At 63.3% G+C, this 22,928-nt stretch carries 20 protein-coding genes; 10 read left to right on the forward strand and 10 right to left on the reverse strand.

The window, feature by feature from the left end:
- The first annotated feature begins 184 nt into the window (after positions 1 to 184).
- The 4 genes from ABDK11_RS10850 to ABDK11_RS10865 all read left to right on the forward strand — a co-directional run bounded on the left by ABDK11_RS10850 (position 185) and on the right by ABDK11_RS10865 (position 6,477).
- Positions 185 to 3,097, forward strand: coding sequence for an insulinase family protein (locus ABDK11_RS10850; RefSeq protein WP_346836523.1), 2,913 nt, complete (start codon positions 185 to 187; stop codon positions 3,095 to 3,097).
- 71 nt (positions 3,098 to 3,168) lie between these two features.
- Positions 3,169 to 3,912 (forward strand): carboxy-S-adenosyl-L-methionine synthase CmoA, encoded by a 744-nt coding sequence (gene cmoA, locus ABDK11_RS10855; protein ID WP_346836524.1) that lies wholly within the window; start codon positions 3,169 to 3,171, stop codon positions 3,910 to 3,912.
- A complete protein-coding gene (cmoB, locus tag ABDK11_RS10860) occupies positions 3,909 to 4,880 on the forward strand; it encodes a tRNA 5-methoxyuridine(34)/uridine 5-oxyacetic acid(34) synthase CmoB (RefSeq protein WP_346836525.1) in 972 nt (323 codons plus the stop codon). Before cmoA ends, cmoB begins: the two co-directional genes overlap by 4 nt.
- Positions 4,881 to 5,091: 211 nt before the next feature.
- On the forward strand, positions 5,092 to 6,477 hold the full coding sequence (locus tag ABDK11_RS10865; RefSeq protein WP_346836526.1) for an L-serine ammonia-lyase: 1,386 nt from the start codon (positions 5,092 to 5,094) through the stop codon (positions 6,475 to 6,477).
- A 556-nt stretch (positions 6,478 to 7,033) separates the two neighbouring features.
- Here ABDK11_RS10865 and ABDK11_RS10870 read toward each other — a convergent pair.
- The 7 genes from ABDK11_RS10870 to ABDK11_RS10900 all read right to left on the reverse strand — a co-directional run bounded on the left by ABDK11_RS10870 (position 7,034) and on the right by ABDK11_RS10900 (position 12,529).
- Positions 7,034 to 7,846 (reverse strand): class I SAM-dependent methyltransferase, encoded by an 813-nt coding sequence (locus ABDK11_RS10870; protein ID WP_346836527.1) that lies wholly within the window; start codon positions 7,844 to 7,846, stop codon positions 7,034 to 7,036.
- Positions 7,847 to 7,878: 32 nt separating this feature from the next.
- Positions 7,879 to 8,247, reverse strand: coding sequence for an STAS/SEC14 domain-containing protein (locus tag ABDK11_RS10875; protein ID WP_346836528.1), 369 nt, complete (start codon positions 8,245 to 8,247; stop codon positions 7,879 to 7,881).
- Positions 8,248 to 8,359: 112 nt separating this feature from the next.
- On the reverse strand, positions 8,360 to 8,821 hold the full coding sequence (locus tag ABDK11_RS10880) for a hypothetical protein (protein WP_346836529.1): 462 nt from the start codon (positions 8,819 to 8,821) through the stop codon (positions 8,360 to 8,362).
- A 326-nt stretch (positions 8,822 to 9,147) separates the two neighbouring features.
- Complete coding sequence (locus tag ABDK11_RS10885) at positions 9,148 to 9,624, reverse strand: hypothetical protein (RefSeq protein WP_346836530.1); 477 nt, start codon at positions 9,622 to 9,624, stop codon at positions 9,148 to 9,150.
- A 208-nt stretch (positions 9,625 to 9,832) separates the two neighbouring features.
- Positions 9,833 to 10,483, reverse strand: a complete 651-nt coding sequence (locus tag ABDK11_RS10890) for an OmpA family protein (protein WP_346836531.1) — start codon at positions 10,481 to 10,483, stop codon at positions 9,833 to 9,835.
- Positions 10,484 to 11,156: 673 nt separating this feature from the next.
- A complete protein-coding gene (locus ABDK11_RS10895) occupies positions 11,157 to 11,384 on the reverse strand; it encodes a SlyX family protein (protein ID WP_346836532.1) in 228 nt (75 codons plus the stop codon).
- Positions 11,384 to 12,529 (reverse strand): serine hydrolase domain-containing protein, encoded by a 1,146-nt coding sequence (locus ABDK11_RS10900; protein ID WP_346836533.1) that lies wholly within the window; start codon positions 12,527 to 12,529, stop codon positions 11,384 to 11,386. Before ABDK11_RS10900 ends, ABDK11_RS10895 begins: the two co-directional genes overlap by 1 nt.
- 124 nt (positions 12,530 to 12,653) lie before the next feature.
- Here ABDK11_RS10900 and ABDK11_RS10905 point away from each other — a divergent pair, with 124 nt between their 5' ends.
- Positions 12,654 to 13,118, forward strand: a complete 465-nt coding sequence (locus tag ABDK11_RS10905) for a PaaI family thioesterase (protein ID WP_346836534.1) — start codon at positions 12,654 to 12,656, stop codon at positions 13,116 to 13,118.
- 4 nt (positions 13,119 to 13,122) lie between these two features.
- Here ABDK11_RS10905 and ABDK11_RS10910 read toward each other — a convergent pair whose 3' ends face one another.
- On the reverse strand, positions 13,123 to 13,959 hold the full coding sequence (locus ABDK11_RS10910) for an ion transporter (protein WP_346836535.1): 837 nt from the start codon (positions 13,957 to 13,959) through the stop codon (positions 13,123 to 13,125).
- A 198-nt stretch (positions 13,960 to 14,157) separates the two neighbouring features.
- On the opposite strand from ABDK11_RS10910, the gene yciH reads away from it, so the two are divergent.
- Positions 14,158 to 14,481 carry a stress response translation initiation inhibitor YciH gene (gene yciH, locus ABDK11_RS10915; protein ID WP_346836536.1) on the forward strand — a complete coding sequence of 108 codons (324 nt, stop codon included), beginning with the start codon at positions 14,158 to 14,160 and terminating at the stop codon, positions 14,479 to 14,481.
- A 25-nt stretch (positions 14,482 to 14,506) separates the two neighbouring features.
- On the opposite strand, the gene ABDK11_RS10920 is transcribed toward yciH, so the two are convergent.
- Positions 14,507 to 17,125, reverse strand: coding sequence for a hypothetical protein (locus tag ABDK11_RS10920; protein WP_346836537.1), 2,619 nt, complete (start codon positions 17,123 to 17,125; stop codon positions 14,507 to 14,509).
- 220 nt (positions 17,126 to 17,345) lie between these two features.
- Positions 17,346 to 18,059, reverse strand: a complete 714-nt coding sequence (locus tag ABDK11_RS10925) for a TetR/AcrR family transcriptional regulator (RefSeq protein WP_346836538.1) — start codon at positions 18,057 to 18,059, stop codon at positions 17,346 to 17,348.
- 158 nt (positions 18,060 to 18,217) lie between these two features.
- Here ABDK11_RS10925 and ABDK11_RS10930 point away from each other — a divergent pair, with 158 nt between their 5' ends.
- From ABDK11_RS10930 to ABDK11_RS10945, 4 genes are all read left to right on the forward strand, one after another.
- Positions 18,218 to 19,114, forward strand: a complete 897-nt coding sequence (locus ABDK11_RS10930; RefSeq protein ID WP_346836539.1) for an SDR family oxidoreductase — start codon at positions 18,218 to 18,220, stop codon at positions 19,112 to 19,114.
- Positions 19,114 to 20,742, forward strand: a complete 1,629-nt coding sequence (locus ABDK11_RS10935; protein WP_346836540.1) for an acyl-CoA carboxylase subunit beta — start codon at positions 19,114 to 19,116, stop codon at positions 20,740 to 20,742. Before ABDK11_RS10930 ends, ABDK11_RS10935 begins: the two co-directional genes overlap by 1 nt.
- A 177-nt stretch (positions 20,743 to 20,919) precedes the next feature.
- Complete coding sequence (locus ABDK11_RS10940; RefSeq protein WP_346836541.1) at positions 20,920 to 22,086, forward strand: acyl-CoA dehydrogenase family protein; 1,167 nt, start codon at positions 20,920 to 20,922, stop codon at positions 22,084 to 22,086.
- Between the two features lie 11 nt (positions 22,087 to 22,097).
- Positions 22,098 to 22,919: an enoyl-CoA hydratase-related protein gene (locus tag ABDK11_RS10945; protein ID WP_346836542.1), complete on the forward strand. Its 822-nt coding sequence runs from the start codon at positions 22,098 to 22,100 to the stop codon at positions 22,917 to 22,919.
- Positions 22,920 to 22,928 lie beyond the last annotated feature (9 nt).

Below are 22,928 nucleotides of genomic sequence, written 5' to 3' on the forward strand. Positions count from 1 at the left end.
GTCTCCGTGTTCGTCTATTTTATATCCCGGGGGACACCAGAGAAGTCTTTGCCCTGCTGACACCTATGTCAACACTATTCTTTTGGCCGCAGTGCTGTTTTTCCGGCGGGACCCGGCGTTAAAATGGCGCCCCACTCGCCGGCACCCGCGGCCGCAATCAATCGAAAAACCAGGGAGCTGTCTTTTGAACAACGCACACCCCGCTTTTGAACTGGTCATCAGTGCAGAAATCGAATCCCTCGGCGTGCGCGTGGAGGAATATCGCCACACCACGACCGGCGCGCAACACCTGCATATCGCCGCCGACAACCCGGAGAACGTCTTCCTGGTAGCACTGCGCACCGTACCGCAGGATTCCACCGGCGTGGCCCATATTCTCGAGCACACCGCGCTGTGCGGGAGCGACAAATACCCGGTGCGCGATCCCTTCTTCATGATGATCCGGCGCTCCCTGAACACCTTCATGAACGCCTTCACCAGTTCCGACTGGACCGCCTACCCGTTCGCCAGCCAGAACCGCAAGGACTTCGGCAATCTGCTCGATGTCTACCTGGACGCGGTGTTCTTCGCGCGCCTCGATCCGCTCGACTTCGCCCAGGAGGGCCACCGCCTGGAGTTCACCGAAATCGACAACCCGGACAGTGAACTGGTCTACAAAGGCGTCGTCTACAACGAAATGAAGGGCGCCATGAGCTCGGTCGGCTCGCAGCTGTGGCAGACCCTGAGCAAGTACCTGTTCCCGACCACTACCTATCACCACAATTCCGGCGGCGAACCGGCCGATATCCCCAAGCTCACCTACGAGCAGCTGCAGGACTTCTACCGCAGCCACTACCACCCGAGCAACGCCATTTTCATGACCTATGGCGATATCGACGCCGCGGAGCACCAGGCGGTGATCGAGGAGAAAGTGCTGCACAAGTTCGAGCCGCTGCACAAGACCATCGCCGTGGGGCGCGAAGACCACTATCTGGCGCCGGTATCGGTCGAGGAATTCTACCCGGTCAGCGAAGAGGACGGCCTCGAAGAGAAGACCCATATCGTGCTGTCGTGGCTGATGGGCGATGTCACCGATCTGGAGGAGGCGCTGACTGCCCACCTGCTCGCCGGTGTGCTGCTCGACAACAGCGCCTCGCCGCTGATGAAGTTACTGGAGACCAGCGATCTCGGCACCTCGCCGTCACCGCTAGTGGGACTGGACGATTCCCAGCGCGAGCTGGTGTTTGTCTGCGGGATCGAAGGCAGTGAGCGCAACCGTGCCGACGAGTTTGAACAACAGGTGCTGGCGGTGCTCGAGGACGTGGCCGACAACGGCGTACCCTACGAGCAGGTGGCTGCGGCACTGCACCAGCTGGAACTGCAACAGCGCGAGATCGGCGGCGACGGCTTCCCCTACGGGCTGCAGCTGATCCTCACCGCGCTCACCGGCGCCACCCACCGCGGCGACCCCATCGGCCTGCTCAATATTGACGCGACCCTGGAAAAGCTGCGCGAGCAGATCAAGGATCCGCGCTTTATCGCCGACAAGGCGCGCCACTTGCTGCTGGACAACCAGCACCGCGTGCGCCTCGTTCTGTCACCGGACGGCAAGCTGGCCGAGCGCCGCGAAGCGGCCGAGAAAGCGCGCCTGGCAGAGATCAAGGCCGCCCTCAGCGACGGCGAAAAGCAGCAGATCGTGCAGACCGCGCAGGCCCTGCTCGAGCGCCAGCAGCGCGAAGACGACGAATCCATCCTGCCCAAGGTCGGCGTCGAGGATATCCCGCCGGAGATGCCCCGCGTCGATGGCGAGACCATCGCCGTGGGCCCGCAGAAGCTGACCCGCTACAGTGCCGGCACCAACGGCCTCGTCTACCAGCAGATGATCTGCGCCCTGCCCGACTTCAGCGAGGAAGAGAAACAGCTGCTGCCTTACTACTGCCAGGTACTGAGCGAAGTGGGCCTCGGCGACAAGGACTACCTCGAGGTGCAGCAGTGGCAGGCCAGTGTGGCCGGCGCGCTGCACGGCTTTACCAGCAGCCGCACCGCGATTGACGACCTGCAGGCGCTGACCGGGCACTTTGTGCTGTCCGGCAAGGCACTGGCCGCCAACCAGGCGCCCCTGACCGAGCTGATGCAGGCCACCCTGGAGCAGGTGCGCTTCGACGAGCTGCCGCGCATCAAGGAACTGCTGCTGCAGACCCTGGCCCGGCGCGAACAGGGCGTCGTCGGCAGCGGCCATGCGCTGGCCATGGCTGCTGCCAGTGCCGGCTTCAATCGCGCGGCGTTTGAAAGCCACGCCACCGGCGGGCTGCTCGGCCTGCGCCACCTGAAAGGCCTGGTACACGGGTTTGACAGCGAGGGCAGTCTCGACACGCTGGCGGAAAAACTGCACACCATCCATCGCAAGATTACCGGCGCCGAGCGCCAATTCCTGCTGGTGGGCGAAGAGGAACGACTGGCGGACTTCAGCGGTGCGCTGGCGAGCCTGGCCAACGACGCCAGCGGCACTGCCGCCGCGGCCGAAGCACCGTTCGCCACATCGCGCATCCAGGATCTGTGGATCGCCAACAGCCAGGTGAATTTCTGTGCCAAGGCCTACCCCACCGTACCCATGAGCCACCCGGATGCCGCACCGCTGTCGGTACTCGGCGGTTTCCTGCGCAACGGCTTCCTGCACCGCACCATTCGCGAACAGGGCGGCGCCTACGGTGGCGGCGCCAGTCACGACAGCAATATCGGCGTGTTCCGCTTTTACTCCTATCGCGATCCGCGTATGGGTGAAACCCTGCAGGACTTCGACGCCTCCATCGACTGGCTGCAGAGCCACAAGCACAAAAGCGAACAGGTCGAAGAGGCCATCCTCGGCGTGGTCGGCGCGCTGGACAAACCCAGCTCCCCCTCCGGCGAAGCCAAGAAAGCGTTCCACTCGGCGCTGTACGGCCGCACGCACGAGGTACGCGAGGAATTCCGCCGCCGCGTGGCCCAGGTGCAACTGGAGGATCTGCAGCGGGTCGGCGCCACCTACCTGAAACCGGAGCGCGCCGGCAGTGCCGTAGTCACCGGCGCCCAGGGCCGCGAGGCCGGGCTCAAACTGGATCTACAGGAAGAAAAACTGTAGCGGGGACATCCCCCGCGGGAGCGGCCACCGGCCGCTCCCGACCTTGACTGTATTGAGATGAACAAGCATCAATGAGTAAACGCGACAACATCTATGCCAACCCGCTCGGCGACGTAGCCGGGTTCCAGTTCGACCAGTCGGTGGTCGAGGTTTTTCCCGACATGATCCAGCGCTCGGTGCCCGGCTACACCACCATTGTGGCCATGATCGGCACCCTGGCGGAACGCTACGCCCAGGCCGGCAGCCGCTGTTACGACCTGGGCAGCTCGCTGTGCGCAGCCACTTTGGCGATGCGCCATCGCATTCCGGCTGCGGACTGCGAGATTGTCGCCGTGGACAACTCGCCGGCGATGGTGGAACGGGCGCGCACGGTGCTCGCGGCAGACAGCGGCCAGATTCCGGTACAGCTGGTCTGCGACGACCTGCAGCAGGTGGCGATTGAAAATGCCTCGGTCGTGGTGCTGAACTTCACCCTGCAGTTTATTCCGGTGGAGCAGCGCCGCGAGATCCTGCAGAGAATCTGCGACGGTCTGCGCCCCGGCGGCGTGCTGATCCTGTCGGAAAAAGTGGCCTTCGCCGATACCGCCCACCAGGAGTTGATGATCGACCTGCACCACGCCTTCAAGCGCGCCAATGGTTACAGCGAGCTGGAAGTGGCACAGAAGCGCGCTTCGCTGGAAAACGTACTGATCCCGGAAACCCTCGACACCCACCGCGAACGCCTCAAGGGCGTCGGCTTCGGCAGTGTCGATGTCTGGTTCCAGTGTTTTAATTTCGCCTCCCTGATCGCCATCAAGCCCCGAGGCGAACAATGATTGATTACACGCAACTCTACGCCGGCCTGCAGCATGTGCCGGCACTGCGGCAATGGCTGGCGCAATTGCCGGGCCAGGTGGCCGAGGGGCTGAGTCCGCACCGCTGGGGCGACCTCCCCGACTGGCGCGCCGCGTTGCAGGCCCTGCCGGACATCCCTCACGGCGTAGTAGAGCTGGAAGACAGAGTACGCGTCAGCGGTGACATCACCGCGCAGCAGCGCAGACAACTGGAAACCCAGCTGCGCCAACTGCACCCGTGGCGCAAGGGGCCGTGGGAAATCTTTGACCTGTTTATCGATACCGAGTGGCGTTCCGACTGGAAGTGGGAGCGGCTGCTGCCACACCTGGAACCGCTGCAAAACCGGCTGGTGCTCGACGTCGGCTGCGGCAATGGCTACCACTGCTGGCGCAGCTATGGCGCCGGTGCGCGGCGCGTACTGGGCATAGATCCATCAGCCAAATTCGTCGCCCAGTTCTATGCACTGAAAAAGTATCTCGGCAGTGACGCGCCGGTGGATCTGCTGCCGCTGGGGATCGAGGCCCTGCCGGAAAACCTGCGCGCCTTCGACACCACTTTCTCCATGGGCGTGCTCTACCACCGCCGCTCGCCGATGGACCATCTGCGCGAACTGCGCGACACGCTGCGCCCTGGCGGCCAACTGGTGCTCGAAACCCTGGTGATCGACGGCGGCGTCGGAGAGTGCCTGGTGCCCGAGGGACGCTACGCCAAAATGCGCAATGTCTGGTTTATTCCCAGCAGCGCCACACTGGAAAGCTGGCTGCGCAAATGCGGTTTCGAGCAGCCGCGCACGGTCAACCTCGACACCACCAGCCTCGGCGAGCAGCGCCGTACGGAGTGGATGCATTTCGAGTCCCTCGCCGACTTCCTGGACCCCGAGTCACCGGATCGCACGGTGGAAGGTCACCCCGCGCCCAAACGGGCCCTTCTGGTCGCGACAGCGCCATAGCTTCTGTGCCACAAGCGCGCTAAACCTGCAAAAATCCCGGCAAAAACCATTTTGGAAGAATTTTGTCGGGATTGGCGGCGGGATACTTGAACAGCGCGCTTTTCTTGGCAAAGTCCGCCCCCAAATGGTGCGACTCCTCCACCACAAACGATTCTACCGGTAGGCACGGGCTGCGGCCGTCCCTACACTGTCTTCGGGCCAGAGTAATTCTATGAGCATCAGCGTATTCGAACTCTTCAAGGTCGGTGTCGGCCCCTCCAGCTCCCACACGGTGGGCCCGATGGTGGCCGCACGGCAATTCGTGCAGGACCTCCGCGAGCAGCACAAGCTGGCGCAGACCGATCGCGTTGAGGTACACCTGTACGGCTCCCTGGCCCTGACCGGTATCGGTCACGGCACCGACATGGCCGTGCTGATGGGCCTGCTCGGTGAAGCCCCCGATACCATCGATGTGGATACCATCGACGACAAACTGGAACAGATCGCGCAGAACGCATCACTGAATCTCGCCAGCGATCACGCGATCGAATTCAATCGCGAACGCGACCTGCAGTTCCACAATGACGAATTCCTGCCCCAGCACGCCAACGGCATGACCTGCCGTGCCTTCGACGGCGAAACACTGCTGTTCGAGCGCAGCTACTTTTCCATCGGCGGCGGCTTCGTACTGTCGGAAGAGGATTTCGCCCACAAGGAACAGATCGCCACACTGCTGCCCTACGATTTCAGTTCCGCGGAAGAACTGATGAACCTGTGCGAGCGCCATGGCTGGACCATTGCCGAGCTGGCGATGGCCAACGAAAAAGCGTTTCACACCGAAGCGGAGGTCAAAGCAATGCTGTGGCATATCTGGCAGGTCATGGACGCCTCGATCCAGCGCGGCTGTCGCCAGCACGGCACCCTGCCCGGCGGCCTGAAGGTGCGCCGCCGCGCCGCAGAGCTCTACCGCGAACTCAGCAAGCAGTCGGAAGAGGAGCGCCGTAACGGCCTCGCCATTCTCGACTGGGTAAGCCTGTACGCGCTCGCGGTCAACGAAGAAAACGCAGCCCGCGGCCGTATCGTCACCGCGCCGACCAATGGCGCCGCCGGCGTGATTCCCGCCGCCATCGCCTACTACGTCGACTTCGTCCACGACCCGGACATCCACGGCGACCTGAAAGACCAGGTGGTGAAATTCCTGCTCACCGCCGGCGCCATCGGCATGCTGTTCAAGAAGAATGCCTCCATCTCCGCCGCCGAAGTGGGCTGCCAGGGGGAAATCGGCGTGGCCTGCTCCATGGCCTCCGCCGGCCTGGCCGCAGTCCAGGGCGGCAGCAACCAGCAGATCGAAAATGCCGCCGAGATCGGCATGGAACACAACCTCGGCCTGACCTGCGATCCCATCGGCGGCCTGGTACAGGTGCCGTGTATCGAGCGCAACACCATGGGCGCGGTCAAGGCCATCAACGCCGCGCGCCTCGCCCTGCGCGGCGACGGCGCCCATATCGTACCGCTCGACAGCGTCATCGAAACCATGCGCCAGACCGGTATCGATATGCAGAGCAAGTACAAGGAAACCTCCCAGGGCGGGCTCGCGGTCAACGCGGTCAACTGCTGATCGGGCTTCCACGTAGTGGTGCGCACGGCGCACCCTGCGGCTGCAGTTCGAAAAAATTGCGAAGCCCAATGCGCGGGCGGTGATGCCGGGAAGCGTTTGAGAAAAGCGCCAGCGGCCGACTGTTAGACCGATCAGGCTGTTGAACAAACGGTTACCGGCAGCGACACCGCCAACGAACCGTCTACAGAACCCCGACGGCGTGCACGGCGTTCCCCAACGGTACCAGCTCGAAAAATTCACGAAATCCGATGCGCAGGCGGCGATGCCGGGAACCGTTTGAGAAACGGTTGCCGATCAGGCTGTTGAACAAACGGTTACCGGCAGCGGCGCCGCCACCGATCCATTCAGGAACTTTCGGTGGTGCACACGGCGCACCCTACAATTGCAGATCTAAGGAACCACAGAGCCAGATGTGAAGGCGGCGATGCGCGGAACCGTTTGAGCAACGATTGCCGATCAGGCTGTTGAACAAACGGTTACCGGCAGCGGCGCCGCCACCCACGCCGCTACAGAGTGACCAGCCAGCGCCGTAACAGCGAAAAGTGTTGGCCCGCAGTCACCCCGGCACACCGTGTTTGGTGTAGATATCAAAGCGCCCCGACTTGCCTGCCAGCTCCAGCGCCGGCTTTTGCCCGGCCAGATAAGGCGCACCCTTGGGGCGTTTGACCACCACGCGGTAATAGCAGGCCGCCAGCGCCGGCGCGAGCAGCGCGTCCGCATCTTCATCTGCGCCCACCAGCGCATGAAAAGCCGCCATGTCTTTTTTCACCTTGGCACTCTTGCCCCGCTCCGGGAACATCGGATCCAGGTAAACCACCGGCTGCGATTCCGGCGCCTGCCGGGCCAGCCACTGCGCCGCCGGCTCCAGCGACTCCTCCAGCACCAGGCGCGCAGCGATCGCCGTCAGCTCCGTATCGTCCGCAGCCGCACGCCGCAGCCACTGCAGACCGTCGTCGAGCAGCGCGCGCACTACCGGATTGCGCTCGAGCATTGTCACTTCGCAACCGAGCGAAGCCAGCACAAAGGCATCGCGCCCCAGCCCCGCCGTGGCATCCAGTACGCGCGGATAAAAACCCCCGCGCAAACCCACCGCCTTGGCGATTGACTGGCCCTTGCCACCGCCGTATTTGCGCCGGTGCGCCGCCACTCCCGAGACAAAATCCACCGCGACCGGGCCCGGCGCACCGCGCCCGGTGGCGCACAGCTGCAGCCGCTCGCCGAGCTCCAGAACGTAGGCCGGTGCATCCAGATGCTTGGGAGAGAGATCGCCGAGAAACGGCAGTTGTAATTCTGTCGCCAGGGCTTCAGCGGCCACCGCAAAGGGTTCCGCCGCGACTACGGCCAGGCGCTTGGCCAGGGGAATTTCCACATCGAATCCGTCGTGACTGTTTCACGCGGATGCTAACCCGGCGCGCCCAGCCATTCCAGCGCCTCGCGCCGCTCATCAACGGCAAACGGACGCACCTCGGCACCCACAAAGTGATTGACCAACTGCGGCATGAACGCGAGCAGCGAGCGATCGGCAATCACGGCGACCTTGTGAATATGACGGTGCTGATCGCGGGTAAAGCGGCAGTAATCGAGCATTTCGGCAAATTGATCCCAGTGCCGGAAGTGCCCCGTATCGATCAATAGCCCCAGCAGGCGCCCGTGTGTCACAAGGACAGGATTCACCTGCCCCGCAAGAATGGCAAAATCCTCGCGACTCAAGGGATCCCGAGGCTGCATTTCGAGAACCTGATGTTCCCGGTACCAGTGGTGTTCAATCATCGGACTCAGCTACAAACAGGCTGCTGAAAAAACTGGCCCAGCCTATATAACAAGGCGGGAGCCGCCCTCAAGGCAGCCCCCGGCCCCCAATCGCCAGTGGGGAAAACGAAACTCAGTTCTGTGGTTCGTCGTCTTTGCCCTTCATCTTGTCCATCGCATCTTCGGCCGCATCCTTGGTGGCTTCACCGGCATCTTTCACCGCTTCACCCGCCTTTTTAGCCGCTTTGTCGACTTCCTCACCCGCTTGTTCCGCGGCCCCTTTCATGGTGTCACCCATGTCTTTGGCCGCGTCTTTACTCTTGTCCATCATGTTGTCCTGGCTACCGGGCGGTGTGGTATCCGGCTGGTCGCTCTGCATGTTGGAATCCGGCTCGTCTCCCATCTGGTCGGGAGGCGTCGACATCTCCTCTTCGGACTGGTTCTGGTTTTGGTTCTGATCCTGGTTTTGCATGTTCTCGCTCTTCGGCTTCTCGAGCGACTTGTATGCATCCTTGGCCTCGTGATGACCACCGCGAGACATGAAGTAACCAATAATCAGCAGCAAAATAATCAGTGGAAGCAGTAGCTTTTTCATAAACCCACCTTGTGACCCCTGGCTGTTGCAGAATTTGAGATACAGAGAGCAGTATGCCCACCTGCCGCTCCATGGCACCAAGCGATTCTTCACCATCTGAAACTTTACAGAAGAAGTTGACGCCAATATTGATAAGAATAACCCGCCAATGGGGTTCTTCAAGGAACATTATTCCTCTACGCCAGTATGGATTGCTGTAAAAAAGGAGATTGTTAGAGCGGCAGGTTTTATGCCGCAGAGCGGCAGCAGCTCTCAATGATCAAAGGAGAGAGCACAGGGGGACGGCAGCGATGCTGAAATTGCTGATCGCCGCCGGGTAGAGGGATTCAGCCCGGTTGTTGGATCTGCTTGATTCGGGCCACCAGCGGGCCCGCCTCGGATTCCGGCACCGCCGCCTTGCAGCTGTGCAGTTGCAGGCGACCAAAGCTGTCGGGGCTGGCGAAAATCAGGTAGCGGCCGCCCTTTTTCAGCTTTATTTCACAGGCATCGAGCCCCAGGCGGAACGCGATCAGGCGGTTGGCCTCGCCCTTCCAGACCTGCCGCGAGACGGCGGAATAGACATAGCCAAGTATCGCCGTCATGCCCGGTTCCGACAGGGCGTTGTCGACATCGCGGTGGACCCCGGCAATCTGCACCTCGGCCACCAGATCGGCGGCGGCGTAGCGGGCACCGAGATCGTCCTCGCCCACCTCGGCGCTCTGCGCCGCTGCGGGTGTTTCATCGGCAAGTGGCGCCAAACTGCAGGCCCAGCCCAGCAGTAGGCCCGCGGCCACACAGCCGGATCGCATCCAAGCCTTGTTCATCTCGCTTCTCTCCCGTTTGCCATTTTCCCTGTCCTTGTCCGTGCCTGCTGCCCGCGCTCGTAATCACGCTGGCGTCGCCACAAAATATTGGCGCCGACACAAAAAAAGGGCACCGCAGTGCCCTTTTCTCTTCACCGGATTGGATACCGGTTGTCGGGCCCGCGATCCCCGTCAGTGCGGGGGCGTGGACCCTGCCGTTTGTCTCATATTATTTGAGCGGCAGCAACTCCAGCTCTACACGGCGGTTGGCCTGGCGGCCAGCCTCGGTGTCATTGCTGGCCAGCGGGTAGCGTTCGCCGTAACCCACCGCCTGCACACGTCCGGAGGCTACGCCACGGCCGGTGAAGAAGTTGGCGACAGATTGGGCGCGCTGTTCACTCAGGGTCTGGTTGTAGACGTCGGAACCGGTGCTGTCGGTGTGGCCGCTGACGCGAATAGCGGTCTGGTCGAACTCTTTCAGCACCAGGATCACAGAGTCCAGGGTGTCGTAGAAGTCGGTGCGGATATTCGACTTGTTGCTGCCGAAGGTAATATTGCCCGGCATGATCAGGCGAATATTGTCGCCCTCACGCTGTACACGCACACCAGTGCCTTCGAGACGCTGGCGCAGAGCCATCTCCTGGCGGTCCATGTAGTAGCCGATACCGCCACCGATGGCCGCGCCACCGAGAGCACCGGTGATCGCGCCCTTCTTGCGATCCTTTTTGCTCGCCGTCGCTGCACCGATGATGGCACCCGCCACAGCACCGGCACCGGCACCCTTGGCCGCATTACTGGTCTTGCTTTCGCCAGTGTAAGGGTCGAGCGTGCTGCAGCCTACCAGCGAGCCCAGGGCGAGAATTGCTACCCATTTTTTCATGTAAGGTTCTCCTAACGCTTTATATCGGAACAACGGGTGTCTAGAGGTAAACAGTCATTCCGCAGTAACGGCAAAAACCGATCGCCACACTGCAAATCACTGCTACCGGAATCGGGAGGGAAGTATCGACCGGTTCAGCTGACTCGCAGCTGAACCGGTCGCCCCAGTTCGGTACGGAAGCCTAGGCGGAAACGACGCCGAGGTCTACCGATCACCGTGCAAATTTGTGCAGTCGCTCGCGTGCAAGCCCAACGTTTGGCCGCCACTGCAGCCGCCGAAAGAAACTTTGTCACACACCGACAAGCCTGCAGGCCGTCCACATATTCTGTGGATAACTCTGTGCACTAAACGGCAACAGAGCGCGCCATGCGGCGTCTTGGCTGGGTTCCAGCATTTTGCGCACTTTTTAAACGCGCCTATTTTTTGCTTATAAAACAATAACTTACAAGATTTCCGCGCCGCGGCGTACCAATTTTGCGGCTGTGACTAACTTGTGCCGAACGCTACTACGCGATGTGGAAAAAGCTTGTCAATGGTTGATGCGGGGCCTGCAAATAATTTTTTTAGAAAAATTTTAAATGACAGAAACTGAAACCCAATCCTTCGACTATTAGAGTACGTTCGTGCTACACGGGTGCAGCGCATCCGGTCTCATCGGTCGATGCCTGCCCCCTCAGTAGTGCGGCGGCTTTTCCTGCCCGGACTTGTCGCCCGTCTGCAGCTCGAAGGATAGATCCCGGTATCTGTCGCCGAGTTCCCTCAGCCGTGCCACCAACCCACGGATCTGCACATCCTGTGCCGCAATGACATCGTTCAGCTGCGACAGGGTATCTTCCTGGAAGGCCACGCGGCTCTCCAGCTCCTCGACACGCATCGCCAGGTTGTTCAGCGTCTTATCCATCACAGTAACCCGTACAGTTGTTCCAGTAGTGACACACAGCGGCGATCCATAAACAGGCTCTGCCCGAGGCGCGTAGTGACGTAGCCGCAGCCAATCCCGTTTTCCGGATCGGCAAAGCCCACACTACCGCCGGCCCCGGGGTGCCCGAATCCCCGTGCACTGCCGAAACGCAGATCCGCAGCGCTGCCACTGAGGATAAAGCCGCTGCCGAAACGCACCTCCGCCTGCAGGATTGCATCGCGCGCGCAGCTCTGCTCGCGGGTAGCATCCGCTACCAGTGCCGGCGGCAGCAGCGTCGGCACATCCTGTGCCAGGTCGCCATACACCGCCGCCAGGTCGCGGGCGCTGAAATGGCCATTGGCAGCGGGAATCAGCGCGCGGCGCCAGGCGTCGTTGTTGGTGCCCATCATCAGGCTGACCGGGTTGGTGAAGGCCTGCGCCACCGGCCCGCCGCGCTCTTCTTTGATCGCGCGGCCCACCGCGTTCTCGCGCAGCTCCGGCAGCGGCTGCTTGAGCGGCGCGACGTCGGCGATACGCGTGGAGTGATGCCCGTGCGCGCCGTAACCGCCATCCAGCTGCAGCGGTGCCGCCAGGCCCGTGCGATAGAGATCTCGCAGAGATTGACCGGCAGCGCGCTCGATCAGGCCACCGACGCTCCAGCCATACAGAAATGGCGCGTAGCCCTGATGGGAACCGGGCGGCCACCAGGGCTCGGTAGCGGCGACCTGTGCGCAGGCAGCATCCCAGTCGTAGATCAGGTTGTCGGCGACCTTTTCCCGGAAGGCCACCAGCCCCGCGCGGTGGCACAGCAGCTGGCGCCCGGTGACGCCCTCCTTGCCCGCGGCGGCAAATTCCGGCCAGTAGTCGGCGACCGGACGATCCAGGTCCAGGGTACCGGCCGCCACCTGCTGCAATGCCAGGACCGCCAGTATGCCTTTGGAGGAAGAAAAGACATTGGCCAGGGTATCCTCGGTATAGGGCACCTGCCCGTCGCGGTCGGCGCTGCCGGCCCACAGGGAGACAATCAGTTCACCGTGCTGGCGCACGGCGAACCCCGCGCCGGTATCGCCGCAGTGGCGAAAGTTGTCCGCAAAGCGGTCGTAAAGCGCCTCGAAACCGGGGGCACAGAAGCCGTATATTTCCATGAGTAACCATCCAACAGCACAGTGAGGCGCGCTAGTTTACCGATTTGGACATGCGGGTGGTATCCGCATTAGCATTGCCCCGCCCTCCCGGGGCAGACTCGAATTCACACTGAGGAAGTAAAGCATGGGCGAACAGACGGCCATCCAGGACCAGATACCGGACAACCACTGCTTCGGCTGCGGACCACACAACCAGAACGGGCTGCAGATCAAGAGCTATTGGACCGGCGACGACACCAGCCGCTGCGAGTTCGTGCCGCAGGCGCACCAGTGTGCTGGCCCCACTCACTACCTGAACGGGGGCATCATTGCCACTGCGATCGACTGCCACACCATTTGCACGGCGATCGCCGACGGCTATCGCCAGGCAGGCCGCGCCACCGGCAGTGGCGACAAGATCTGGTACGCAACCGGCAAACTCGACGTCAGCTACCGGGCGCCGGCAGCGATCGACAAACCGGCCGTGCTGGAGGCCACCATCGTGGAGCGCAGCCCCAAGAAAACCCGGCTGCAGTGCACCCTGTCCAGCGACGGGCGCGTCTGCGCGACGGCGGAAGTGGTGGCGGTGCGCGTACCGGACAATTGGTAAGCCGTCAGTGGCCGCGCGTTAGCACCCGTTCCTCGGCCAGCTTGTAGCCGCAGTGCTTGCAGTACTCGGCATCCGCGTCGTGGCCGGCATGGCTGCAGTTGTCGCAGCGGCGCAGGCTGCGCTCGCGGCTAATCTCCGAGGCCAGCTCCGCCGTCACGATGCCGGTGGGGACTGCAATAATCGAGTAACCGATCAGCATCGTCATCGAGGCGATGGTCTGCCCCAGTGAAGTCTGCGGCGTGATATCGCCAAAACCGACCGTAGTGATGGTGACGATCGTCCAGTAGACACTCTTGGGGATACTGGTGTAGCCGTTCGCCGGTCCCTCCACCAGATACATGATGGCGCCGAAGATAATGCACAGCACCAGCACGCTGGAATAGAACACCAGGATCCGGCGCCGCGACTGCCACAGGGAGCGCATCAGTATGTTGGCGTCGTTGGTAAAGTGGATCAGCTTGAGGATCCGGAAAATCCTCAGCACCCGCAGCATGCGGATCACCAGCAGCGTACTGGCGCCGGTGAAAATCAGGGCCAGGTAGCTGGGGAGTATCGCCATCAGATCCACAAGCCCGTAGAAACTGAAAATATAGGCGCGGCGATTCACCGAACAGTAGATGCGCAGCATGTACTCAACTGTGAACAGACCGGTGAAAACCCATTCCAGCAGGAAGAACACTTCGCGGTGGCGGGAGCCAACCCGCTCTACCGTGACCATCAGCACCAGGGCCACGCTGGCCAGGATCGCCCAGATCAGAAAGACATCGAAGGCTTTGCCGGCCGGGGTATCCGTACCGAAGATCACTTCGTTCAGCCATTTGCGCACACCGGTCTGTGGCATAAAGTCTCCATCGCGCCCGCGGATTGGTTGGCGGCAGTGCCGCCACCTCTGCGCCCGGCAGCCTGTTCAGTTGCCGGGTTAATATAGCGCCAGTGCGCCGCGGCTGCCACAGGCGCCGCTGGCATCTGCCGCCACTTACCGCTAACCTCTGCGCGCTCACACGCCACCAACCAGACTCTCTAGCCGGAAGTTGCCGTTATGAAAAAAGACAGCCGCCTCGTCTACTCCACCGACCGCGGCCGCATCAAAGAGGAAGCACAGGCGCCGCGCCGGCACAGCGGTGACGGCTTCGTGCGGATACAGCGGGAGACCAAGGGTCGCAAGGGCAAGGGCGTCACCTGCGTGCGCGGCCTGCCGGGTACCGACGCGGAGCTGAAGCTGCTGCTGGCGGAAATGAAAAAGCGCTGCGGCTGCGGCGGCGCTCTGAAAGATGGCGTGATTGAAATTCAGGGCGACAAACGCGCCGAACTCAAGGCGCTGCTGGAAGCCCGCGATTTCAAGGTGAAACTCGCAGGCGGCTGACCCCCCCTTCGAACCTCGACAGTCGTCAGGCGAGGCTGGCCACCAGCCGCAATGGGCGTATATCGAGCGCGCGCTCACGCTCCAGGCACAGGCCCAACAGTTCGGCGAGCTGAATCCGGTACTGCTCCATCACCGCCGCACCGGCACTCTTGCAGCGGATTTCCAGCGCCCGCAAGGCATCCAGTGTGCCCTGGCGCTCCGCCGGCAGCGCCGGTGCCGGCGCCCGACCGATCCGAGTTTCCAGCGCGCCGGCCAGGCCCTGTTCGCGCAGGCTGGTGCTGGTATCAACCGCACTGAACAGCGCATCCAGTTCCGCTGCTGCCAGCTGGTGGAATTTGAGCACCAGCTCCCGCTGCGTGGCGTCCAGAGCCAGGCGCTCGATCATCAAGGCGATAATGTCGCCGTAGCGTTTTATTTTTTCCAGCCGCGGAGCCAGTGCGGAATAGTCGCGCACCCGCGACAGCTGCTGTCCGGCCGCCTGCTGTGCCGCCCCGCCCATCGCCGCCACTGCGCGCTCGATACGCAGCACAAACACCGCAAACACCTGCCGGTATTGCTGTTGCAGTTCTGCACAGCGAGTGCGGTTATCGCGCAGGCTGTCATCCGCCGCCGCCGGGGTGACGCCGCTCAGGAAGTAGTCCTGCGGCTGGATCTTGCCGGGCAGGCGCGCCAGCGCAGCACCGAGCTGAATCGCGGCGCCGCGCGCCAGTAACTCGCTGCGCCGCTGATCCAGCTCGCGCGCATCCACTAGCTTGCCGCGCAGCCAGTCGATGGATGCCTGCAGGTCCATGGCGGCAAACTCGTCACCCGCCGGTATCGCCTGCGGGAGAAACTCGCGCAGCGGCAGCCGATTGAAGTACTCGTCGACCCGCTGCTGCGAGGCCTCGGACTCTTTGCTCGCGCACAGCAGCTTGCGGTTTTCCACCGCCTCGGCGTCACCCTGCGCGCTGAGCGAGACACACAGTGCCGGCAGTTCGTCGATCAGTTTCTGCACCGAAAACTCCCGCGCCAGCATGGGCTCCAGTGCCAGCGCCTCGACCCGGGCAACGCGCTCGTTATCCGCCGCCTGGGCGCTGTCCCAGACATCGGAGGTCTGCGCCATGGCCAGCTCGATATTGGAGCGGGTTTCCTTGTCGAGGTTGTCCAGGGTCCAGCGAATCGCTGCGGGGACATCCTCCAGCCGCTGGCCGGCCACCGCCGCCTCGCGATTGATTTCCGCGACCACCAGTTCTGCGTGCACCAGCTGGTGCCACTTTTCCGCAAAGCGCACAAACCCGTCGCTACCCAGCAATTGCGCGGCACAGGCATCGCCCTCACATTCCAACAGCCTTGCCGCAGCGCCGCTCAACCTGCAGTGCAGAGCGCCCACCCGATCCAGCAGCGGAATCAATGGCCGCCCGCAGAGCGCCAGCACCCGGTGCAGTGGGCGCAGCAGCGCGGGACACTGCCCCTGCGGTGCCAGTGCCGTGCGCTCATTCTCCAGTGCCCACTGCATTTTCTGCAGCCGCTGGGCATTGCCCAGCACCATGCGCGCGGTCGTGCCGTGCAGGGAAGTCCGGTAGCTCCCCAGCGCACGCGCCACCAGGGCCAGCAGTTCACCACCGCTGAGGCTGCACACCGCGCCCAGACCGAGACTCAGTGGCAACTGCCGTGCGCGCAGTGCCGCCAGGTCCACCGGACCCGCCACAACCTCGGCGCCGGCATGCAGCGACAGCCGCGACACACCCGGCAGTCCGGTTTTTTCCGCCAGCACCTCGAGCAGCAGGTAGAGTCCCTGCGCGCGCTGCTTCGGCAACGGTTGCCCGCCCTGTCCGGCACCACCGTCAAAGCGGTCGCTAAAAAAGAAGGGCCACAGCAACAGTGCTGCAACAAAACCAATCAGCAACAGCGACACCAGGCAACCGATCACCGTGGTCGCACTGAATTCACCGGCCATCACTGCCGCGGGTATCTGCCACAGGGCGCGGCCCGCACTGTAGAGGCAGAATACCGCGAGCAACGCGAACAGCCCCGGCACCACCGCGCCGGCGACAGTACCGGCGATCAGCTGCAGTCGCCTGCCAGTGGAGATACCGTTGTCGACGCCGCGGTCCGCGAACAGAGCCTGGACCTGTGACCGCGCGCGGCCGCCGGCGGTGTTCGCCGGCGCCGCACTGTCGGCTTGCGTCTCGGACTGAGGTTGAGAGGGAGACGGAGATGGAGACGGGGATTGCGACGGTGCAGCGGGCCGCGACTGGGCGGCCTCGTTGGCGGCCGTGTTTTTCTTTGCGGGGCCTTTCTTTGGCTCTGCGCCACTCTCGGCCGCCGCCGCGGTCTCCACAGCCCCGACGCCAGTGTCGGCTGCGGCGCCGCGGGCGCGGCGTTTCTGGGCAAACTGCATGCGCGCCACCAGTGCGCGGTTGTCGTATTTTCCCGCGGGGAACACCTCCACACGCAGGCCAATCTGCTGTAGCCGCGCGCGGTAATCCACCACCTGTTTGGAGGTCAGCTGATCCTTGATCACCCATCCCTTGACCAGCAGGCGCCGGGCCTGCGCGGCCGGAATGGCAAAGACCCGCGCCGCCGCCTCGATAACCTCTCCAGGCGGCTTGGCCTTCAGGGTCTTGCCCGCAGACACGACTTGATATTTTTCCTGGCCAGACATGGTGCGCTCCACTGTTGCGAAGTGACATCCCATGTCACTATTTGGCTACTGAACGCAGCGGAGCCTAAAAGATTCCCGCAGCCGGGGGTGGGTACTGGTTCTCACCGGCGCAGCGAAATAGCCACATAACTGAAAAAGGTGGTGGTGCGCACATCGCGTACGTGAAGCAGGTCGCCACCGCGCGTACCAAGTCGTTGTCTGCTCACGACAGGCCGCAAATTCACTCTGCAGCGGCAAACAATTGCAGTGTTTCGTCCGCCAGCTGCGCGATGCTCAGGCCGCGCCCGCGGGGTTTGAACCAGCTGTGCGTGTGTATCAGCGCCCCCACTAACAGGCGCCGCAACAGCGCCGCATCGGCCCCGCGCCGCCCCGCCGCGGCCAGCACCTGGCACCAGTACGCCTCGTAGGCATCGCGCAGTTTCAATACCTGCTTCTGGCTGGCATCCGACAGGCTGCGCCACTCCACTACCAGCATGGAAAACCCGGGTACCGCCAGTCCGTGGATGGCCTCCAGCTCACACAGAATACAGGCACGCAGCTGTTCCCGCGGCGACGACGCCCGCGCCACTGCGGAGACCATCCGCGCATGGGCGAAATGAATCACCTCGACCATCACATTGCGCAGTATGTCCTCCTTGCTGGAAAAGTGATGAAAGATGCTGCCGGAAAGAATCCCCACCTCGGAGGCGATATCCCGCACCGTGGTGCGCGCAAAGCCCTTCTGCTCGAACAGCCGTGCCGCTGCGTTGAGCAGGCGCCCGCGCGGCGCTTGTGGCGCGGTCAACACGCCCTCGGCTACCAGCGCGGCCATCAACTGTTCCGTTGCCGCGCCGGCACTTCCCACAGAGCGCGCGGCGCGCTCGGCGGCGGACAGCGACTCGGTATCGATATTTCCCGCGCGCTTGCCAGCGGCCCCCTTGATAGCCGAACTCAAGGCAGCAGTATTCTTCGCGACCACGCCTTTTACCCCCTTACGCTCTGTTGACGGTACGCCCTATTGAATACCAAGCGCTTGCTTGGTAGCGTTAGACCATTCTGCGCATTCAATGGCTGCGGCGCAAGCGCCGCCACAATAACAACGGAAGCGACACCATGAGCTACCACAGCCAGCTGCGCCCGGGCAGCTTCGACGGCACCACCCAGATAGTCACCGGCGGCGGCAGCGGTATCGGCCGCTGTATCGCCCACGAGCTGGCGAGTCTCGGTGCCCACGTGGTGCTGCTCGGCCGCAGTGCCGACAAGCTGGCGACAGTGGCGGCGGAAATCCGCACCGACGGCGGCGCCTGCAGCGAGTACAGCCTGGATATCCGCGATGAGGAAGCGGTGCGCGAGACGGTGGCAGAGATAGTCCAGGCCCGCGGCGCGATTCACGGGCTGGTCAACAATGCCGGTGGCCAGTACCCGGCACCACTGGAGCAGATTAACGCCAAGGGTTTCCAGGCGGTGTTCAACAGCAACCTGCTCGGCGGCTTCCTGATGGCGCGCGAGGCCTTCAGCCAGTCGATGAAAGAAACCGGCGGCAGTATCGTCAGTATCACCGCCGACAATTGCGGCGGCATGCCGATGATGGGCCACTCCGGCGCCGCCCGCGCCGGCATGGAAAACCTGACCCACACCGCCGCGGTGGAATGGGCCCGTTGCGGCGTGCGCGTCAATGCGGTGGCGCCGGGCTATATTCTCTCCAGCGGCTTTGACACCTACGACCCGGCCTTCCTGCGCGAACTGTTGCCAGGCTTCCGCGACAGCATTCCGCTATACCGCCTCGGCGAAGAGGCGGAGATCAGCGGCGCCGTGTGTTTCCTGCTGTCGGACGCCGCCAGCTATATCACCGGCCAGGTGCTGCGCATCGACGGCGGCTCCAGCCTCAAGCACCACTCGCCGCTGTGGCAGCCGCCCGCCACGGCGCACAACCGCAAAACCTTTGACGGTTTCCACCGCCGCAACAAGCCGCAGGTGGTCGAGGAACTGGAAGCAGAGGGCAAACTCTGATGCAGCCCTTCGCAACGGAAGTGGATAGCAGCGCGGCCGAATTCAACGACAACCGCGCGGCCATGCTGGAAGCGATCGAGCGTTTCCGCAACGCGGAACGTTTACCCGCCGACGCCGAACAGGCCAAAGCCGCGCGCTACCGCGAGCGCGGCTGGCTGCTGCCACGCGAACGCCTGAACCGCCTGCTCGACCCCGGCGCGCCGTTTATCGAGCTGTGCGCCCTGGCCGGCTACAAACTCTACGACGACCGCGACGGCAGCGGTGCCGGCGGCGGCGCCATCTGCGGTATCGGCCGTATTGGCGGTCGCCGCTGCCTGGTGCGCGTCGACAACTATGCCGTGAAAGGCGGCACCATTTCCCCGGCGGGTATGGACAAGGCGCTGCGCATGCAGCAGATCGCGCTGGAAAACCGCCTGCCCATCGTCACCCTGGCGCAGAGTGGCGGCGCCAACCTGATGTACGCCAGTGAAACTTTCGCGCCCGGCGGGCGCGGCTTCGCCAACCAGGCGCGGATGTCGGCCGCGGGCATTCCGCAGATCACCGTGGTGCACGGCAGCGCGACTGCCGGCGGCGCCTACCAGCCAGGCCTGTCGGATTACGTGGTGATGGTGCGCGGCCAGAGCGGCATGTACCTGGCCGGGCCGCCGCTACTGAAAGCGGCCACCGGCGAAATCGCCGATGCGGAAAGTCTCGGCGGCGCCGTGATGCACTGCCAGCAGGCCGGCAGTGGCGACTATCTGGCGGAAGACGATGCCGACGGCATTCGCATCGCGCGCGAAATCGTCGCCAGCCTGCCGCCCCATCCCCAACAGTTACAACAGTCACCCTACTCCAGCGCTATCGGGGAATGGTGCGAGCCGCGCTATCCCGCTGACGACCTGCTGGGGCTGGTACCCGCGGACAGCAAGAAGCCCTACGACGTGCGCGAACTGCTCGCGCGCATCGCCGACGGCTCCGCGCTGCTGGATTTCAAGCCGGAGTTCGATCGCCAGACCTACTGCGGCCACCTGCGCATCGAGGGCCAGACCGTCGGTGCCATCGGCAACAACGGCCCCATCACACCCAAGGGCGCCAACAAAGCGGCGCAGTTTATCCAGCTGTGTGAACAGAGCGGCACGCCGCTGCTGTTCCTGCACAACACCACCGGCTTTATGGTCGGCACCGAGGTGGAGCAGCAGGGCATCATCAAGCACGGCTCGAAGATGATTCAGGCAGTGGCTAACGCCAGCGTACCCAAGTTCAGCATCGTCGTCGGCGGCTCCTATGGTGCCGGCAACTACGCCATGTGCGGGCGCGGGTTCGATCCGCGCTTTATTTTCGCCTGGCCCAATTCCCGTACCGCAGTCATGGGCGCGGCCCAGGCCGGCAAGGTACTGCGCATTGTCAGCGAACAGAAGATGCAGCGCGCCGGCCAGGTGGACGAGGCAGCGCTGCAAAAGCTGGAAACCGACACCAGCGCATTTATGCAGGCCAGCTCCGATGCGCTGGCCTGCAGCGCGCGTCTGTGGGACGACGGCATTATCGATCCGCGCGACACGCGCCGGCTGCTGGGCATGCTGCTGGAAATCTGGCGCGAGGCAGAAGCGGCGACGCCGCGGCGCAACAGCTTCGGGGTTGCGCGCTTCTGATTTGTTATTGAAAAGGCCCTCCCGGCCTTTTCAATCCGGGTTTGCGACGCTTGTCCGCAAACCCTCCACGACAAATCAAGCACTGCGTGCTCGATTTGCGGGTCCGGCCGTCCTGGCCGGACTGGCAAAGAGCAGCGGTCGATACAAATTCTCTTTAATAACGGCGGGATAAAAATAATGTACCTCACCGACGAACACCGCGAACTGCAGCGCACCGTGCGCAACTTCGTGCAGCAGGAAATCAATCCGTATATTCCCGAGTGGGAAGCGGCCGGTGCATTCCCCATCCGCGAGCTGTTCCGCAAGCTGGGCGACCTGGGCCTGCTCGGCATCAGCAAGCCCACCGAGTACGGCGGCCTGGGGCTGGACTTCAGCTACGAAACCGTGTTTCTGGAAGAGCTGGGCGCGGCCCACTGCGGCGGCGTGCCGCTGTCGATCGCCGTGCAGACTTCGATGTCGACGCCGGCGCTGGCCAATTTCGCCAGTGACGCACTGAAAGAAGAGTTTCTTGCCCCCGCCGTGCGCGGCGACATGATCGCCTCCATCGCCGTGTCCGAGCCCGGTGCCGGCTCCGATGTGGCCGGTGTCAAGACCCAGGCGGTGGCCGACGGTGACGACTATATCGTCAACGGCTCCAAGATGTGGATCACCAACGCCCCCAATGCAGACTTCTTCTGTACCCTGGTCAACACCGGCCCGGGCAAGCCGCACCGCAATAAATCCCTACTGGTTATTCCGGCGAATACGCCCGGCGTGCGCGTGGGCGAAAAGCTGAAAAAACTCGGCATGCGCTCCTCGGAAACCGCGCCGGTATTTTTCGATGATGTGCGTGTGCCGCAGCGTTTCCGCATCGGCAATGAGGGCGATGGTTTCCTGTTGCAGATGCTGCAGTTCCAGGAGGAGCGACTGGCCGGCGCTGCGCTGACGATCAAGGGGCTGGAAAACTGTGTCAGCACCACCATCGATTATGTTCGCGAGCGCCATGCGTTCGACGCACCGCTGCTCGACAACCAGGCAATCCATTTTTCACTGGCGGAAATGCAGACCGAGGTAGAGTGCCTGCGTGCACTCACCTGGCAGGCGGTGGAGGCCTATGTGCGCGGCGAGGATGTCACCACCCTCGCTTCCATGGCCAAACTGAAGGCCGGGCGCCTGTCGCGCAGCATTCCCGACCAGTGCCTGCAGTTCTGGGGCGGCATGGGCTATATCGAGGAAACGTCGATCAACCGCGCCTACCGCGACAGCCGCCTGACGGCGATCGGCGGCGGCGCCGACGAGGTGATGCTCGGCATCATCTGCAAACTGATGGGCATACTGCCCGGCCGGCGCAAGACCGGCGCGTGAGGGCAGGAAAAATGCAAACCCTGCTCATCGAAGACCGCGGCCACGCCCGCTGTATCACCCTGAACCGGCCGCAGCAGCGCAATGCAATGAGCCTGCAGATGGTGGAGGAACTGCTGCAGCAACTGGAGGCGGCGGAAACCGATAGAAACCTGCGCGCGCTGGTATTGCGCGGCAGCGGTGGCCACTTCTGTGCCGGCGGCGATATCGCCGATATGCTCAGTGCGCAGCAGCGGGCTGCCGACGGTGACAGCGATGCCTTCTATAACATGAACCGCCGCTTCGGCGAGCTGCTGTGCCGCTTCAACGATACCCACCTCGTAGTGATTGCCGCACTCGAAGGTGCGGTGATGGGCGGCGGTTTCGGTCTCGCCTGTATCGCCGACCTGTGCCTGGCCGCACACAGTGCGCGCTTCTCCCTGCCGGAAACCCGCCTGGGCCTGCCGCCGGCACAAATCGCCCCGTTTGTCGCCGCGCGCCTGGGCCAGTTCCAGGCCCGGCGCCTGGCTCTGGGCGGCCGCGCCATCGATGCCGCCGAGGCGGCGCGAATCGGCCTGGTGCACCAGCTGGCCGACAACAGCGCCGACCTGGAAACAGCGCTCGACGAACAACTGCAGGCGATCCGCGCCTGCGCACCCGCCGCACTGGCCACCACCAAACAGTTACTGCGCAATACGGCCACTGCAAGTGATCGCGAGAGTCTCAGCAGCCTACTCGACAGCGCCGCACGGGATTTTGCCCGCGCGATCGCCGGCGAGGGCCGCGAGGGCGCGCAGGCGTTTATCGAGAAACGCCCGCCGGACTGGGACAAAGCACCGCAGGGGAAGCAGTCTTGAGCAGGAAAA

Source organism: Microbulbifer sp. SAOS-129_SWC (assembly GCF_039696035.1).
Lineage (GTDB): Bacteria > Pseudomonadota > Gammaproteobacteria > Pseudomonadales > Cellvibrionaceae > Microbulbifer.